Raw genomic sequence first — 15,056 nt, 5'->3', positions numbered from 1 at the left:
TCGCGGTCCTTTTGCCTGTGCCGTGAGCGGGGAGCCCGCCCAAAGGTATCAAGAAAAAACATGTTCAAGACCATTCTGATCGCGAACCGCGGCGAGATCGCCTGCCGGGTCATCAAGACCGCTCGCCGCATGGGAATCAGGACCGTTGCGGTCTATTCGGAAGCCGATCGCGATGCGCTGCATGTCGAAATGGCAGACGATGCCGTGCTGATCGGGCCGCCGGCTGCCGCGGAGAGCTATCTCCTGATCGACCGCATCGTAGAGGCCTGCCGTAAGACTGGCGCCGAGGCGGTGCATCCGGGATATGGCTTCCTCTCCGAGCGCGAGGCGTTTCCGCGGGCGCTGCAGGAGGCGGGCGTCGTCTTCATCGGTCCCAATCCGGGCGCGATCGCCGCGATGGGCGACAAGATCGAGTCGAAGAAGGCGGCCGCGAAGGCCAACGTCTCCACCGTGCCCGGCTTCCTCGGCGTCATCGAGGACGACAAGCACGCGGTGCGCATCGCCGACGAGATCGGCTATCCCGTCATGATCAAGGCCTCCGCGGGCGGCGGCGGCAAGGGCATGCGCATCGCGCATTCGACCAGCGAAGTGGCCGAAGGCTTCAATCTGGCGAAGGCCGAGGCCAAGGCCTCGTTCGGCGACGACCGCGTCTTCATCGAGAAGTTCATCACAGATCCCCGCCACATCGAGATCCAGGTGCTCGGCGACAAGCATGGCAACGTGATCTATCTCGGCGAGCGCGAATGCTCGATCCAGCGCCGCAACCAGAAGGTCATCGAGGAAGCGCCGTCGCCGCTGCTCGACGAGGAGACCCGGCGCAAGATGGGCGAGCAGGCCGTGGCGCTCGCCAAGGCCGTGAACTACGACTCCGCCGGCACCGTGGAGTTCGTCGCCGGCCAGGACAAGAGCTTCTACTTCCTGGAGATGAACACCCGCCTGCAGGTCGAGCACCCCGTGACCGAACTCGTCACCGGCGTCGACCTGGTCGAGCAGATGATCCGCGTCGCTGCCGGCGAGAAGCTCGCGCTGACGCAGAAGGACGTCGCGCTGACCGGCTGGGCGGTGGAATCTCGCGTCTATGCCGAGGATCCGTTCCGCAGCTTCCTGCCCTCGATCGGGCGCCTCGTGAAGTACCGCCCGCCGGCGGAGAGCAAGGCGGACGGCATCACCGTGCGCAACGACACCGGCGTGCAGGAGGGCGGCGAGATCTCGATCTACTACGATCCGATGATCGCCAAGCTGGTCACCCATGCGCCGTCCCGGGCAGCTGCGATCGAGGCGCAGTCGACCGCGCTCGACGCCTTCTACGTCGATGGCATCCGCCACAACATCCCGTTCCTGTCGGCACTGATGAATCATCCGCGCTGGCGCGAGGGCCGGCTGTCGACCGGCTTCATCGCCGAGGAGTTTCCGAAGGGCTTTTCCGCCCGCGCGCCGGAAGGCGAGATCGCGCGTCGGCTCGCGGCCGTCGGAGCGGCGATCGATCACGTGCTCGGCGCGCGCAAGCGGCAGATCTCGCAGCAGATGATCGGCCGTCCCGTGACACGGCAGGGCCGCCGCGCCGTGTGGCTCGGCCGTGACGAGATCCTGCTCGACATCGCCAGGGAGGATGGTGCGATCACGGTCCGCTTCGTCGGCGCCGACGGCAAGGTCGGCCCGGCGCATCGGCTGGTGTCGGATTGGAAGCCGGGCGATGCGGTCTGGCACGGCACCATCGATGGCGCTGCGCTCGCGGTGCAGACGCGCGCGATTCCGAACGGCGTGCGGCTCGCGCATCAGGGCGTGGAAGCGCCGGTCTATGTCTATACCGAAGCCGAGGCGACCGCGGCACGGTTGATGCCCGTGGTCACCGCCGGCGACAGCGGCAAGAAGCTGCTCTGCCCGATGCCGGGCCTCGTGGTCTCGATCGCCGTGACCGAAGGGCAGGAGGTCAAGGCCGGCGAAACGCTGGCCGTGGTCGAGGCCATGAAGATGCAGAACGTGCTGCGCGCCGAGCAGGACGGCACCGTGAAGAAGGTCCACGCCGCTGCGGGGGCGACGCTCGCGGTGGACGCGCTGATTCTGGAGTTTGCGTAGATAACGCAGTCATTCCGGGGCGGTCGCGCCAGCGACCGAACCCGGAATCTCGAGGTTCCGGGTTCGATGCTCCGCATCGCCCCGGAACGACATGGGAGACCATCATGACCTTCCGTGCACGCAGAGACAAGCTCCGCGCGATTCTCAGCGGCGATCGCTGCATTCACCCGGGCTCGGTCTACGACGCGATCTCGATCCGTATCGCCGAAGATCTCGGCTTCGAGCTCGGCATGTTCGGCGGCTCGGCCGCTTCGCTCGCCGTGCTCGGCGATCCCGACATCGCGCTGATCACCTTGACCGAGCTTGCCGAGCAGATGCGGCGGATGTCGCGCGCGGCCGCATTGCCGGTGCTGGTCGATGCCGATCATGGCTATGGCAACGCGATGAACGTGCGCCGCACCGTGCGGGAGCTCGAAGCCGCGGGCGCTTCTGGCCTGACCATCGAGGATACGCTGCTGCCGCAGGCCTTTGGTGAAGCCAAGCCGCAGTTGATCCCGCTGGCTGAGGGAGCAGGCAAGGTGAGGGCCGCGTGCGAGGCCCGCGGCGATTCCTCGCTGGTCATCCTGGGGCGGACCGGCGCGGTCTCGATCACCTCGCTCGACGACGCGATTGCGCGCGCGAAGGCCTACGAGGACTGCGGCATCGACGGGCTGTTCTTCACCGGCATCACTGCGCGCGAGCAGCTCGATGCGATCGCCGCGGCGACGCAGTTGCCGATCGTGCTCGGCGGCGCGCCTGAATCGATGTGCGATCTCGGCTATCTCGCGTCGCGCCGCGTTCGTGTCGCACTGCAGGGCCATGCGCCGATCGCAGCGGCGACGCAGGCCGTGTACGAGACGCTGAAAGCGCTGCGCGATGGCGTCTCGCCGAAGCAGCTGAAGGGGCTGCCGTCGTCCGAGCTCACGGCGCGCGTCATGCGCGAGGCCGATGTCAAGAAGCGCCTGCGCGATTATCTCGGGCTCGGATCATGACCGATCGTAGCATCGTTCACGTCACGGTCCGCGGCCGCGTCCAGGGCGTCGGCTATCGCGCCTGGGTCGAGGATCAGGCCATCCTGAACGGCCTCGAAGGCTGGGTCCGCAACCGCACCGACGGCCGCGTCGAAGCGGTGTTCGCTGGTCCGGCTGATGATGTTGCAGCCATGGTTACTGCCTGCCGCAAGGGGGCGCCGGCTGCGCGGGTCGATGACGTGATCGCCGCGCCTGCGACGGCCGATCAGATCGCGCTGTGCCGCCGCGGCGAGGTGTTCTCTGTGTTGCCGACGGTGTAGTTGGCTTCTCCAGATCTCCACGCAATTTGATCAGCGTCAGAGACGGAAACTTCAAGAGTTTGCGATCATTGAACGTCGATCGATCGTGGGCGACGAACGCATATGACGGATCTTCTCCTGGCGGTACTTCGCTTCGTTCTCGAATTCGTCCTTTACGCGCTGCTCTATGCCACCGGGCGGCTGATCCTGCCCTTGATCTCCTTCGGCTGCATCAAGGTCGCGCCGTTGCGCGAACCGATCGGCCGTGTCCGGCTGGTCCCGACCCGCACGACCGGTGACATCGTTGCGGGCGAGGGATGGTGCACATTTGTTGGATTCGTGTTCTGGGCCGCCTTCATCCTGCTTCTGGTTCATTTGACCCGCGGACCATAGCCGCTCGTTGCGCTTTCGCTCACCCCGCTGAGATCACCAACGCCTGAATGCGGCCCTCGATCGGTCCGCTACCGAACCGTCGTTCGAGCGCACCCGCAACCGCCTGCGTCACCGCCGTGAGCCCCGGCGTGCCGCGTGCCTCGATCTCGCTGCGCATCGGGGTGCCCTGGCAGAACGCCATCGCCGGCTCATGCGGCGACGCCGCGCGACTGCAATGTGTGACCGTCTCGATGACGATGTCGGTGAATCCAGCTTCGGTCAGGTCGGCCTTGATCCGCCCGGTGTCGTAGTAGCCGTGCGGAGTCCGCGTGAAGAACCGCGGTGGGTTCTCGGGGAAGATCTCCTGCAGCGTCTCGTGCACCACATGGGGAAACTCGTTGTCCTCGATCCGGTCCCAGACGTTGAAGACGAAACGTCCGCCTCGTCTCAGCACGCGTCGCGCTTCGGCATAGCCCTTGACGCGATCGGGGAAGAACATCACGCCGAACTGACACGCGACAGCGTCGAAGCTCGCATCGGCAAAGGGCAGGGCCAGCGCATCGGCTTGCCGCCACGTCATCCGGCTCTCATCGGCGACATGCGTCTTCGCCTGCATCAGCATCGGCTCGTTGAGGTCGGTCGCCGTAACCCGAACCTGCGGCGGCAGCTGTGCATGCAGTGCCCTCGTGACCACGCCGGTGCCCGCCGCCGTCTCCAGCACGTCGCGCGGCTGCCGAGCCCTGATACGCTGCGCAAGATCCTGCGCATAGGGCTCGAAAATCAGCGGAACCATGAGCTGATCGTAGATCTGCGGGATCGATCCGGTGAAGGCCTTGTCGGATGCCGTCATGGCTTGCTCCTGTTCCAAAGGGGCAGGGGGCGATCAGGCGGTCCGCGCCCGCGGGCGAGGTGTGCGCCTTCACGTCCGTCTTGCCAGTCGGCCGCCCGGTTCACACCCACGGCTCTTGACATTCACTCTCGGCGGTCAGATATTTCTGTTATGACAGAAATAACCGGCAAGAAGAAACTTCCTCCCGCCGTCGAGCGCTTCATCCTCAACTGGGGCGACATGGGCGACCAGTGGGGCGTGAACCGTTCGGTGAGCCAGATCCACGGCTTGTTGTATCTGGCGGAGAAGCCGATGACGGCGGAGGACGTCGCCGACACGCTCGGCATGGCGCGCTCCAACGTGTCCAACTCGCTCAAGGAGCTGCTCGCCTGGGACCTGATCCGGCGCGTGCCGATCCTCGGCGACCGCCGCGATCATTTCGAGGCGGAGACTGACATCTGGGAGGTGGCGCAGCGCATCGCTGCCGGCCGCAAGGAGCGCGAGATCGATCCCGCCATCGCGGCGCTGCGCGCCTGCGTCGCGGAAGCAACCGGTGATCCCGCGATCAGCGCAGTCGCGGCCAAGCGGCTGAAGGACATGCTGGCGTTCACCGAGCTGGTCGACCGCTGGTACGCGCAGATGCTGAAAGTGCCGCGGCCGCGTCTGGTGGCGCTGATCAGGCTCGGCGAGAAGATTGCAAATCTGCTGCCGTCGGGACGGTCCAGGTCGGGCAGCGATTAGGTGAGAGGAGGGCGTCATGGTGAGCCTGCGACATCTCGGACTATCAACGCCCTCCAGCGCCAGACTCCACGACGATCACCGGTTTCGCGCGCTGCTGTCGCCCGAGGACTGGGGACGGCTGCCGGTGTCGATCTGGCGCCGCTTCTCCAAGCGTCTCGCCGATGGCGCGACCGTGGTCTATGTCGGCGAGGTCGATCAGTCCGAGATGAGCCGCGCCGGGTTCTGGTTCGCACAAGCCGCGCGGCTGATCGGCGGGCCGCTGCCGATGAGCGCAAACACCGGCGTGCCGATGATCGTCGCGGTGACGGAAGATGCCGCGAGCGGCGGCCAGATCTGGACCCGCATCTGCGGTCGCCCTCACGGCTTCCCGCAGGTGATCCATTCGGCGAAGCGCTTCGCCGGTCCCACCGGGCTCGAGGAGTATCTCGGCTGGGGGCTGAGCATGAGTCTGCGCGTCTGCGTGGCCGACGGCGCGCTTGCCTTCCACAGCGCCGGCTACACCTTCGCGTTCGCCCGGCGGCGCTGGACGCTGCCATCATGGCTCGCGCCTGGCGAACTCACCGTCACCCATTCGGATCTCGGCGGCAGTGCCTTTCGATTCTCGCTCGAGATCGTCCATCCGCGCTTCGGGCGCATCATCCGCCAGAGCGCCGTGTTCCGGGAGTCCGCACCATGACGCCGCTGCTCTGGTCCCTGATCGCCCTCCAGATCGTGATGGGCGTGTTCGACACCTTCTATCATCACGAGTTCACCGAGCGCCTGGCGTGGCGGCCGTCGCAGCAGCGCGAGCTGAATCTGCACGGTGTCCGCAATCTGCTCTATGCGCTGCTGTTCGCCGTTCTCGGCTGGTGCGAGGTGCACGGGCTGTTTGCAGTTCTCGTGCTCGCAGTGCTGGTCGCCGAGATCGCGATCACCTTGACCGATTTCGTCGAGGAGGACCTGACGCGCAAGCTGCCGCCGAGCGAGCGCATCAATCACACGCTGCTCGCGATCAATTACGGCGCCATCCTGATGCTGTTGGTGCCGCTCCTGATCGGCTGGGCGATGCAGCCCGCCGCGATCGTGCCGGCCTATGTCGGTCTTTTGAGCTGGATTGCCGCGGCGGCCGCGGTCGGCGCTGGTCTGTGCGGCCTGCGCGATTTCACCGCGGCGGCACGCCTTGCGCGCATGGCGGAGCCCGATGCGGCGGAACTGGCGGCGGCGCTGCCGCCGGCGCAGACCGTGCTGGTCACGGGTGCGACCGGCTTCATCGGCGTGCGACTCATTGCGAGCCTCGCTGCTTCAGGCCATCACGTCATCGCCCTGGTCCGTGATCCGGCCAAGGCCGCTGCCTTGCCGCCGCCGCTGACCTTGATCACCGGTCTCGACCAGCTCACGGCCGACACCCGCATCGACGCGATCGTCAATCTCGCCGGCGAGCCGATCGGCAATGCGCCGTGGACCGCAGCGAAGCGTCAGACGATCCTGCAGTCGCGGCTCGCCACGACCGAGGCCGTCGTGGCCCTGATCGCGCGGCTCGACCGCAAGCCGAAGGTGCTGGTCAACGGCTCGGCGATCGGCTGGTACGGCCTGTGGCAGGACCAGCCGCTGACGGAATCCGCCAAGTCGCATGCCTGCTTCAGCCACGATCTCTGCGAGGCCTGGGAGCAGGCGGCGCGCGCCGCCGAGGCGCATGGCGTGCGCGTGGCGCTGTTGCGGATCGGGCTCGTCGTCGGCCGCGACGGCGGTGTCCTGTCGCGCATGCTGACGCCGTTCGAGTTCGGGCTCGGCGGCCCGTTCGGCTCTGGCCTGCAGTGGATGTCCTGGATCGAGCGCGACGATCTCGTCCGGCTCATCGCGCATGTGATCGCAACCGACGCCATCACCGGGCCGGTCAATGCGACGGCACCGCTGCCGGTGCGCAATCTGGCCTTCACGGCCGAGCTCGCGCGCTGCCTGCGACGTCCGGCGCTGCTGCGCGTCCCCGCCGGCCTGCTGCGCCGGATCGGCGGCGACTTTGCCGAGGAGCTCCTGCTCGGCGGCCAGCGGGTGGTGCCGAACAAGGCGCTGTCGAGCGGCTTCGTGTTCCGTCACCAGAGCCTGCGCAGTGCGCTCGAGGCGATTCTGTGATCCCCGGCGGCGAGAGGCGTCACAACCGCTCCGCGCGGGCCATGGTCACCGACGGCAGCTCGCCGAACGTGGCGCGATAGTAGCGCGCGAAGTGTCCCGCATTGCCGAAGTTGCAGGCCGCGGCTGCCGCTGCCACGGTGACCGCCGGATCGCCCGAGCGCAGCATCTCATGGGCCCGGCGCAGACGGACGGATTTTGCGAATGCGATCGGCGAGTAGCCGCGCACGCGCTCGAACACGCGGAAGATCGAGCGGGCGCTGACGCCGCCTTCGCGTGCCAGCCGCTCGATCGTCATCGGCTCGCGCCAATTGGCCTCGATATAGTCTTCGAGCCGCTTGACCAGCCCGAAATCCGGCATCGGCGCGGGGTCGAGCAGCATGTCGCGGAAGCGATGACGGCTGGCGCAGAGAAAAGCGACGTGCACCGCATCCTCGAGTTCGCGGTAGACCGCGGCGGGGAAGGCGGCGTCCTGCTCGTTGAGCTGGGTCGTGAGGAAATCGAGCAGCCGTATCAGGCTGCGGGCCTGCGGATCGTCGGCCGGAATGACGGGATCGATCGCGTAATCGGCGCGTGGCTGCACGCCGACCAGCGCCGCCAGCCGCTGGCGCAGCACCTTTGGATCGAGGCGCAGGGTAAGCCGCCGATGACCGCCCTGGCAGGCCATCTGCCAAGGCACGCCGGCTGGCGCGACCGCGAACTGATGCTCATTGACGTCGGTCGCGTCGCCGCGGGCGCAACTGACCGCGCGTCCTTTCAGGGCGATCTGCACCCTGATGAAATCGGCTGCGCGGTGGTCGGAGACCATGTCGCAGCTGGTGGTGCCGAAGGCGAGGCCGATGGTCTCGAGCTCGATCAGGTTGACGACGGCCTCGAACCGTTCGGCGTGCCTGAAGTCGACGCGCTCGGCGCCGAGCCGGCGCTCGGCGAGGTCGCGCAGCACTTCCGCATTGGAGGTTCGGATCAGCGCGTGTCGGTGCAACGGTTCGAGGCCGATCGTGCCCGTCATCACCGGGCTCGGCTTTGGTGAAGCGCTGACGAGGTCAGCTGCGGCCAAGAGACGGTTCAAGCCGCTGCTCCTGAGCTTCGATCATTAACGTATGCTACATCACGCTCAGTCGCCGTCAATTATTTCGACAGCAACGCGCTTCGGAATGCCGCGGCCAGCGTGCGCAACGCAGTCCGTTTGGCAGCGTCGCTGACCTTGGCATGGAGGATGACCTTCGATCGCCCGAGCTTCGGCAGGCCGAGGCCCGGCCCGATGTCGATCAGGCCGCCTGGTGCAATTCGTCGTGCCAAGGGGGCGATCGCGAGGCCGGCCTGCGCGGCAGCAGCGACAGCCGCGACACCACCGCCGACGAATGCCTCGACGAACGGCAATTTCGATTTGTCGAGGGCGCGGACAGCGATGGCACGCACGCCGCAGGGCGGCGCCAGCGTCGCGAGCGGCAGCGGGCCGCCTGCAGGGATGCGAAACTTCGGGGCCGCGAACCAGGCGAATTCGTCGTCGATCAGGGTTTCGCCACCGCGACGGGACGCCTCCTGCCGCACGATCACCGCATCGAGCTTGCCCGCATCATAGAGGTCGAGCAGGTCGCGCGAGAACCCGATGCCGACCGACAGGACCAGCTCCGTCGCCATTGCCTGAAATTGTTGCAGCATCGGCACCAGTTCGGGGCCGGCGGCATGGTCGCTGATGCCGAGCGACAGTCGGGGACGGGGGCGGGTCGTCCCGGTCAGCGCGAGGTCGTGAGCGGCCACGAGTGCGCGGGCGTTCTCCAGGAAAGCTGCGCCGTCCGCAGTCAACTGCACGGCCCGCGGGGAGCGCTCCAGGAGACGCTTTCCGAGCGCAGCCTCCAGCCGCTGCAGCTTCAGGCTGACGGCCGCCTGCGTCGTGCCCAGCGCTTCGGCTGATCGCGTGAAGCTGTGCATGTCAGCGACGAGAAGGAAGACGCGGACGGCGGAGATGTCGAGCGTGGTCTTCATTACAAATGCTTATCATTGATATCCACAACAATAGCATACAGAAATGATGCCGGCATGGCTAAATCCTGAGGCGTACGCGGCGTCGCCGCCATTCACGGGAATAAATCACCATGCCCCTGATCACCGTCACCTATGCCAGCCAGCGCCGCTCGCCGTCGCTGAAGAAGGACATTGCGGAAACCGTCACCGCGCTGACGGCGCGCATCCTGCGCAAGGATCCCAAGGTCACCGCCGTCATCGTCAGGCAAGCCGATGCGGCGGACTGGTTCGCGGGCGGCGCCTCGCTCGCGGAGCAGGGGCTCGCCAGCTACTGGATCGATGTTCACGTCAGCGAAGGCACCAACACCAAGGACGAGAAGGCCGCCTATCTCGCGGCCGTGTTCGACCGCATGGCCGAGCTGATCGGCCCGCTGCACCACGAAACCTATCTGCATGTCGACGAGGTCAGGGGAGATGCCTACGGCTTCGGCGGATTGACCCAGGAGCACCGTTATGTCGCGGCCAAGCTCGACGTGCCGCCGCAGCGGGGCGCGGTCTGAGCTCATGCCGTCTCCGGCGGCGCCGGAACAGTGGCGCCGAACACGCTCTCGAACGCCTCCCGGAGTGCAATGTCGACGTCGGCCAGCGTCACGGGCAGGCCGAGGTCGACCAGGCTGGTGACGCCGTAGCGCGGGTCGGTCACCCCGCAGGGCACGATCGCCTGGAAGTGCGACAGGTCCGGCTCGACGTTGATGGCGATGCCGTGAAAGGTCACCCAGCGCTTCAGCCGGACGCCGATCGCGGCGATCTTGTCCTCATGGCCATCGCCCTTGTCCGGCCGTTTGACCCAGACGCCGACGCGGTCCTCGCGGCGTTCGCCACGGATGTTGAAGGCGGCGAGCGTGCGGATGATCGTCTCCTCGAGCGCCGCGACATAGGCGCGGACATCCGGCCGACGGCGCTTGAGGTCGAGCATCACGTAAGCGACCCGCTGGCCGGGGCCGTGATAGGTGACCTGGCCGCCGCGGCCGGTCGGCACCAGCGGAAAGCGCGGGTCGCGCAGGTCCTCAGGCTTGCCCGAGGTGCCGGAGGTGTAGACCGGGGGGTGCTCGAGCAGCCAGACCAGCTCCGCGGCCTCATGGGCGGCGATTGCGGCCGCACGGGCCTCCATGAAGGCCGTCGCCGCGGCATAGTCGACGAGCGAATCGGAGATGAGCCAATCCACGGCGGTGCCGGGCGGGCCGGCGAAGGTGGTCAGGTCGAGCGTTTCGCGGCTGTTAACCATTGGCTAACCACAACATGATGATGTCTCGGGTAACGGAATCCAGTCGTGACTTCGGTGGTCCTGCAGTGTCAACCTTCGATAAAGTGACAGTCGACCTGATGGTCGTGCTCGGCACCTGTTCAATGCCCATCCACCAGGTTCTGCGCCTGTCCCGCGGCGCCATCATCGAGCTGGACGCCACCGAGGCCGACGACGTCAAGGTCCTGGCCAACAACATGCCCATCGCCAATGGGGTGGTGCTGGTCGACCGCAACCGGATCGCGGTCGAGGTCAAGGACATGCTGCCTCGATCTCCGACGCCGACCACGCGATAGCGGCACGCCGGTCCAAAAACCTTCCACAAAACCTGGAGATGGGGCAGGGCGGGCCTTGTCCGCCCGACATCGATTTGATACACGGGCGCCATTGATCCGGTGCCTTTCTTCTCCTGGTTCCGGCTTCTCCTTTGCGCTCGTGGCGGAATTGGTAGACGCGCTGCCTTGAGGTGGCAGTGGCGAAAGTCGTGGGGGTTCGAGTCCCTCCGAGCGCACCAAACCTCTCCTTTCATTCCATTCCTGTTTCTGGTTTGTTCGCTGTGGCGTGAAGCTGCGGCCTTGTGATCCCGGTGGCGCCTGCCCATGGCCAGTCGTGCCATCGAGCATCCCTGGAAATGCCCCCGCGCGGTGGTCTTGAACGGCTCCCGCTCACGCCTGCCACGCCAGGCCATTCGATTTTCTCCGACGCCTCGCAGTGATGATCACGAGCCGCTCGTCGGGAGAAGGCCGTTGCGGCGATGCAGCACTGACACCCCGTTTGGTGCAAACCTCCGCTGGTAATGTTAGACGACCGGAGCCTCGGCCTGCCGCCGGTGATGATGGTCGGAGCCTGCTCGCCGCGCTCGCGCGCGTGCATCGCAAGATGGCCGACCATGCGGCGCGTGGCTGACCAGCCGGGACGCGAAGGATCGAGCGAAGTCGGAGACCTGCCATGAACGCGAACGTGAAACTGCCCGCTGCCAAGGGCGTCTTCATCGACAACAAGTGGCAGCCGGCGCAATCGGGCCGCACCATCGCGATGCTGGCGCCGGCGACCGGCCAGGTGATCGCCTCGATCGCGGCGGGTGACGCGCCCGACATCGATCTCGCGGTGGAAGCGGCGCGCCGCGCGCTCGAAGGTCCGTGGGGGCGGCTGACGGCGACCGAGCGCGGCCGCCTGCTGTCCAGGCTGGGCCGCCTTATCGAGGACAATGCGGAGGAGCTGGTGCGGCTCGAAGCGGCCGACACCGGCAAGCCGATGAAGCAGGCCAGGGCCGATGTCGTCGCCGTCGCGCGCTATTTCGAATATTACGGCGGCGCCGCCGACAAGGTGCATGGCGACACCATTCCCTTCCTCGACGGCTTCTTCGTCACGACCGTCTACGAGCCGCTCGGCGTCACCGGCCACATCATTCCCTGGAACTATCCCGGGCAGATGTTCGGACGCACGGTGGCGCCGGCGCTGGCGATGGGCAACGCGACCGTGATCAAGCCGGCCGAGGAGGCCTGCCTGGTGCCGTTGCGGCTGGCCGAGCTCGCCGCCGAAGCCGGTTTCCCGGCGGGCGCGATCAACGTCGTGCCGGGGCTCGGCGAGGAGGCTGGTGCTGCGCTGTCGGCGCATGCCGGCATCGACTTCCTCTCCTTCACCGGCAGCCCGGAGGTCGGCACCCTGGTGCAGACGGCGGCGGCGAAGAACCATATCGGCTGCACGCTCGAGCTCGGCGGCAAGTCGCCGCAGATCGTGTTTGCCGACGCCGATCTCGATGCGGCGCTGACCTCGGTGGCGGCGGCGATCGTGCAGAACGCCGGACAGACCTGCTCGGCCGGCTCGCGCGTGCTGGTCGAGCGCGCGATCTGGGACCGCTTCCTGGCCGAGCTGACGCTGCGCTTCGCGAAGCTCACCGCCGGCACGCCGGAGATGGATCTCGATCTCGGTCCCGTCATCAGCGCCGTGCAGAAGAAGCGCATCGAGGGCATGCTGGCGCGCGCCGAGGCCGGCGGCGCCAGGCGCGTCGCGTCGGGCAGGATCGCCGAGGGCGTGCCCGGCGAAGGTTTCTACGTCGCGCCGGCGCTCTATCAGCACGTCGCGCGCGACTCCGAACTGGCGCGCGACGAGGTGTTCGGTCCGGTTCTGGCGGCAATGCCGTTCGACGACGAGGCCGATGCGATCAGGCTCGCCAACGGCACGGAGTTCGGCCTAGTCGCCGGCGTGTGGTCGGGCGACGGCTCGCGCGCGATGCGCGTCGCGCGCAAGGTCCGGGTCGGCCAGATGTTCGTCAACGGCTACGGCGCCGGCGGCGGCATCGAGCTGCCGTTCGGCGGCATGAAGAAGTCTGGCCACGGCCGCGAGAAGGGCTTTGAGGCGCTCTATGATCTCGCGGCGATGAAGACCCTGATCGTGAAGCACGGCTGAGATGGAACGCAGCGGGCGTTTGCAACGAGGAGTGAGCGGATGAGCGACGAGTTGTTCGAACAGGGCCTGAAGGTGCGGCGCGAGGTGCTGGGCGCGGACTATGTCGACGGCAGCCTGGCCAAGGCCGACGATTTCATGATGGCGTTCCAGCACATCACCACCGAGATGTGCTGGGGCTATGCCTGGACCCGGCCGGGGCTCGACCGCCGCACGCGCAGCATCATCAACCTCGCGATGCTGACGGCGCTGAGCAAGCCGAGCGAGCTCAAGCTGCACGTCAAGGGCGCGCTGACCAACGGCCTGACCGTCGAGGAGATCAAGGAGATCCTGCTGCACGCGACGGTCTATTGCGGCATTCCGGCCGGCCTGGAGGCGTTCAAGGCGGCGCATGAGGTGCTGGTGGCGGAGGGCGCGATCGCGAAGAAGGACGGCGCATGAGCACGCCGCGCAAGGTCCTGTTCGTCGGCATCGGCAACATGGGCTGGCCGATGGCCGCGCGCCTCATCGGGGCCGGCTTCGAGGTCTCGGTCAATGATGCCGTCGCGGGCCGGGCGGCGGATTTCGTCCGCCAGGCCGGCGGCGTCGAGGCGGTGGATCTCGCGGCGGCGGCCGCTGCGGCCGAGGTCGTCATCACGATGCTGCCGACCAGCAGGCATGTCGGCGACGCCGTCGCCGCCCTGCGCGCAGGGCTGCAGCGCGACCACATCGTGATCGACATGAGTTCCGGCGCGCCGGCGGCGACCCAGGCCATCGCCGCCGATCTCGCCCCGCTCGGCGTGGTCGTGCTCGACGCGCCGGTCAGCGGTGGCGTGCCGCGCGCGGTGACCGGCGAGCTCGCGATCATGGCCGGTGGTGAAGCGGCCGCGCTCGACCGTGTCGAGCCGCTGCTGCGCGCGATGGGCACCACCATCCATCGCATCGGTGGCCTCGGCTCCGGCCAGGCGATGAAGGCGCTCAACAACCTCGTCTCCGCCGGCGGCTTCCTGATCGGCATCGAGGCGCTTCTGATCGGCCAGCAGTTCGGCATCGATCCCGGCCTGATGACCGACGTGCTCAACGCCTCGACCGGCATGAACAATTCGACGCAGAAGAAGTTCAGGCAGTTCGTGCTGTCGCGCAAGTTCGACAGCGGCTTCGGGCTCGACCTGATGGTGAAGGACCTGACGATCGCGCTCGACGTCGCCCGCGCCAATGGCGTCGCCGCGCCGTTCGCCAATCTCTGCCGCGAGCTGAGCGCGAGCGCGCAAGGGCTGCTCGGACCGGGCCAGGATCACACCGCGCTGGCGAAGCTGAGCGAGGCTCTGGCCGGCGTCGAACTCGGCGAATGATGGTTGCGGCGACGCCGGGCTCGATCGGCATCGCGCTGGGGTCCACGGATGAACGTTTCAAACAGCTGAATGAGGGTGTGACATCGCGTTCTCGCGGCGCGTAACGCCCGAGTTGTGCCGGTGGTTTCGCCCCCGTCGAGACGAGGGCGCAGGGAATGCCGGGCGCTGGCCGCACCCATGGCCCGCCAGCTGAAAAAAATGCTGGCGGCAGGAACCACAGGTTCAGCCGAGACATCCCGGCATTCCCCGCGCGATGGTTGGGCGGCTTATACGTCCTCTCCCCGGGGACCGGCTTGTTTGCCCCCGTCACCCGCGCAACGCGAACGCGTTGTCGCGAGCTTGGCCTCAGCATCGGGAGGCCAGGACCCTACGATTTCGCCGGCGCAACGGCTCGTTCGTCCGCATGACCAGGTCACGCTGCGAACCGCTACGCCCACCGCATCCCGCACCCGACGTTCCGTGACGACCGCGAAGCGCCCCTCGTGGCGAGGCAGGACGGGGATAGACAACCACAAATTCTGAAAAAAAGAAAGAGAATAATTTTTATCAGGAGAGCAGATTGGGCCTTGATCAGCGGGAAGCTCGTTCCAAACCCAGCGCGCCGGGTGGTTGGCGGCCTACCGGGTTGGCTCGGTCGCCAACGGAAGATCGGGGAAACCTTCGCGCAAATCGTTGAAG

At 67.0% G+C, this 15,056-nt stretch carries 16 protein-coding genes and 1 tRNA gene; 13 read left to right on the top strand and 4 right to left on the bottom strand.

Annotated features, from left to right (window positions below):
• Positions 1–60 precede the first annotated feature (60 nt).
• From LQG66_RS08445 to LQG66_RS08430, 4 genes are all read left to right on the top strand, one after another.
• A complete protein-coding gene (locus tag LQG66_RS08445) occupies positions 61–2,076 on the top strand; it encodes an acetyl-CoA carboxylase biotin carboxylase subunit (protein ID WP_231325337.1) in 2,016 nt (671 codons plus the stop codon).
• Positions 2,077–2,180: 104 nt separating this feature from the next.
• Positions 2,181–3,047: an isocitrate lyase/PEP mutase family protein gene (locus LQG66_RS08440; RefSeq protein WP_231325335.1), complete on the top strand. Its 867-nt coding sequence runs from the start codon at positions 2,181–2,183 to the stop codon at positions 3,045–3,047.
• Positions 3,044–3,346: an acylphosphatase gene (locus tag LQG66_RS08435; RefSeq protein WP_231325333.1), complete on the top strand. Its 303-nt coding sequence runs from the start codon at positions 3,044–3,046 to the stop codon at positions 3,344–3,346. Before LQG66_RS08440 ends, LQG66_RS08435 begins: the two co-directional genes overlap by 4 nt.
• A 102-nt stretch (positions 3,347–3,448) precedes the next feature.
• Positions 3,449–3,718: a hypothetical protein gene (locus LQG66_RS08430; protein ID WP_231325331.1), complete on the top strand. Its 270-nt coding sequence runs from the start codon at positions 3,449–3,451 to the stop codon at positions 3,716–3,718.
• A gap of 19 nt (positions 3,719–3,737) precedes the next feature.
• On the opposite strand, the gene LQG66_RS08425 is transcribed toward LQG66_RS08430, so the two are convergent.
• On the bottom strand, positions 3,738–4,547 hold the full coding sequence (locus LQG66_RS08425) for a class I SAM-dependent methyltransferase (protein WP_231325328.1): 810 nt from the start codon (positions 4,545–4,547) through the stop codon (positions 3,738–3,740).
• Between the two features lie 150 nt (positions 4,548–4,697).
• Here LQG66_RS08425 and LQG66_RS08420 point away from each other — a divergent pair, with 150 nt between their 5' ends.
• The 3 genes from LQG66_RS08420 to LQG66_RS08410 are packed head-to-tail and all read left to right on the top strand — an operon-like array spanning position 4,698 to position 7,376.
• Entirely contained in the window at positions 4,698–5,267 is a 570-nt protein-coding gene (locus tag LQG66_RS08420) for a GbsR/MarR family transcriptional regulator (RefSeq protein WP_231325326.1), read from the top strand.
• Positions 5,268–5,283: 16 nt separating this feature from the next.
• Complete coding sequence (locus tag LQG66_RS08415) at positions 5,284–5,943, top strand: DUF4166 domain-containing protein (RefSeq protein WP_231325324.1); 660 nt, start codon at positions 5,284–5,286, stop codon at positions 5,941–5,943.
• Complete coding sequence (locus LQG66_RS08410) at positions 5,940–7,376, top strand: TIGR01777 family oxidoreductase (protein WP_231325322.1); 1,437 nt, start codon at positions 5,940–5,942, stop codon at positions 7,374–7,376. The genes LQG66_RS08415 and LQG66_RS08410 overlap by 4 nt, the downstream gene beginning before the upstream one ends.
• 19 nt (positions 7,377–7,395) lie before the next feature.
• On the opposite strand, the gene LQG66_RS08405 is transcribed toward LQG66_RS08410, so the two are convergent.
• Together LQG66_RS08405 and LQG66_RS08400 are read right to left on the bottom strand one after the other, a co-directional pair.
• Entirely contained in the window at positions 7,396–8,442 is a 1,047-nt protein-coding gene (locus LQG66_RS08405) for an AraC family transcriptional regulator (protein ID WP_231325320.1), read from the bottom strand.
• A 59-nt stretch (positions 8,443–8,501) separates the two neighbouring features.
• Positions 8,502–9,359: a LysR family transcriptional regulator gene (locus LQG66_RS08400; protein WP_231325318.1), complete on the bottom strand. Its 858-nt coding sequence runs from the start codon at positions 9,357–9,359 to the stop codon at positions 8,502–8,504.
• Between the two features lie 110 nt (positions 9,360–9,469).
• On the opposite strand from LQG66_RS08400, the gene LQG66_RS08395 reads away from it, so the two are divergent.
• A complete protein-coding gene (locus tag LQG66_RS08395) occupies positions 9,470–9,898 on the top strand; it encodes a tautomerase family protein (RefSeq protein WP_231325316.1) in 429 nt (142 codons plus the stop codon).
• A gap of 2 nt (positions 9,899–9,900) precedes the next feature.
• On the opposite strand, the gene lipB is transcribed toward LQG66_RS08395, so the two are convergent.
• Entirely contained in the window at positions 9,901–10,623 is a 723-nt protein-coding gene (gene lipB / locus LQG66_RS08390) for a lipoyl(octanoyl) transferase LipB (protein WP_231325314.1), read from the bottom strand.
• 20 nt (positions 10,624–10,643) lie between these two features.
• Here lipB and LQG66_RS08385 point away from each other — a divergent pair, with 20 nt between their 5' ends.
• The 5 genes from LQG66_RS08385 to LQG66_RS08365 all read left to right on the top strand — a co-directional run bounded on the left by LQG66_RS08385 (position 10,644) and on the right by LQG66_RS08365 (position 14,378).
• A complete protein-coding gene (locus tag LQG66_RS08385) occupies positions 10,644–10,937 on the top strand; it encodes a FliM/FliN family flagellar motor switch protein (RefSeq protein WP_425601333.1) in 294 nt (97 codons plus the stop codon).
• 133 nt (positions 10,938–11,070) lie between these two features.
• Positions 11,071–11,155, top strand: a tRNA-Leu gene (locus tag LQG66_RS08380).
• 434 nt (positions 11,156–11,589) lie between these two features.
• Positions 11,590–13,050, top strand: coding sequence for an aldehyde dehydrogenase family protein (locus LQG66_RS08375; RefSeq protein WP_231325309.1), 1,461 nt, complete (start codon positions 11,590–11,592; stop codon positions 13,048–13,050).
• A gap of 39 nt (positions 13,051–13,089) precedes the next feature.
• Positions 13,090–13,488, top strand: coding sequence for a carboxymuconolactone decarboxylase family protein (locus tag LQG66_RS08370; RefSeq protein WP_231325307.1), 399 nt, complete (start codon positions 13,090–13,092; stop codon positions 13,486–13,488).
• Positions 13,485–14,378: an NAD(P)-dependent oxidoreductase gene (locus LQG66_RS08365; protein ID WP_231325305.1), complete on the top strand. Its 894-nt coding sequence runs from the start codon at positions 13,485–13,487 to the stop codon at positions 14,376–14,378. Before LQG66_RS08370 ends, LQG66_RS08365 begins: the two co-directional genes overlap by 4 nt.
• Positions 14,379–15,056: the final 678 nt, after the last annotated feature.

The organism is Bradyrhizobium ontarionense (assembly GCF_021088345.1).
Lineage (GTDB): Bacteria > Pseudomonadota > Alphaproteobacteria > Rhizobiales > Xanthobacteraceae > Bradyrhizobium > Bradyrhizobium ontarionense.
This window is presented reverse-complemented; position numbering and strand designations above follow the sequence as displayed.

What these genes read in the sequence shown, in the direction of transcription:
- LQG66_RS08375 (WP_231325309.1), top strand. Translation starts at nt 11,590, where the DNA reads ATGAACGCGAACGTGAAACTGCCCGCTGCCAAGGGCGTCTTCATCGAC.
- LQG66_RS08400 (WP_231325318.1), bottom strand. Translation starts at nt 9,359, where the DNA reads ATGAAGACCACGCTCGACATCTCCGCCGTCCGCGTCTTCCTTCTCGTC.
- LQG66_RS08425 (WP_231325328.1), bottom strand. Translation starts at nt 4,547, where the DNA reads ATGACGGCATCCGACAAGGCCTTCACCGGATCGATCCCGCAGATCTAC.
- LQG66_RS08435 (WP_231325333.1), top strand. Translation starts at nt 3,044, where the DNA reads ATGACCGATCGTAGCATCGTTCACGTCACGGTCCGCGGCCGCGTCCAG.
- LQG66_RS08395 (WP_231325316.1), top strand. Translation starts at nt 9,470, where the DNA reads ATGCCCCTGATCACCGTCACCTATGCCAGCCAGCGCCGCTCGCCGTCG.
- lipB (WP_231325314.1), bottom strand. Translation starts at nt 10,623, where the DNA reads ATGGTTAACAGCCGCGAAACGCTCGACCTGACCACCTTCGCCGGCCCG.
- LQG66_RS08420 (WP_231325326.1), top strand. Translation starts at nt 4,698, where the DNA reads ATGACAGAAATAACCGGCAAGAAGAAACTTCCTCCCGCCGTCGAGCGC.
- LQG66_RS08440 (WP_231325335.1), top strand. Translation starts at nt 2,181, where the DNA reads ATGACCTTCCGTGCACGCAGAGACAAGCTCCGCGCGATTCTCAGCGGC.
- LQG66_RS08365 (WP_231325305.1), top strand. Translation starts at nt 13,485, where the DNA reads ATGAGCACGCCGCGCAAGGTCCTGTTCGTCGGCATCGGCAACATGGGC.
- LQG66_RS08370 (WP_231325307.1), top strand. Translation starts at nt 13,090, where the DNA reads ATGAGCGACGAGTTGTTCGAACAGGGCCTGAAGGTGCGGCGCGAGGTG.
- LQG66_RS08445 (WP_231325337.1), top strand. Translation starts at nt 61, where the DNA reads ATGTTCAAGACCATTCTGATCGCGAACCGCGGCGAGATCGCCTGCCGG.
- LQG66_RS08415 (WP_231325324.1), top strand. Translation starts at nt 5,284, where the DNA reads ATGGTGAGCCTGCGACATCTCGGACTATCAACGCCCTCCAGCGCCAGA.
- LQG66_RS08410 (WP_231325322.1), top strand. Translation starts at nt 5,940, where the DNA reads ATGACGCCGCTGCTCTGGTCCCTGATCGCCCTCCAGATCGTGATGGGC.
- LQG66_RS08430 (WP_231325331.1), top strand. Translation starts at nt 3,449, where the DNA reads ATGACGGATCTTCTCCTGGCGGTACTTCGCTTCGTTCTCGAATTCGTC.
- LQG66_RS08385 (WP_425601333.1), top strand. Translation starts at nt 10,644, where the DNA reads ATGTCTCGGGTAACGGAATCCAGTCGTGACTTCGGTGGTCCTGCAGTG.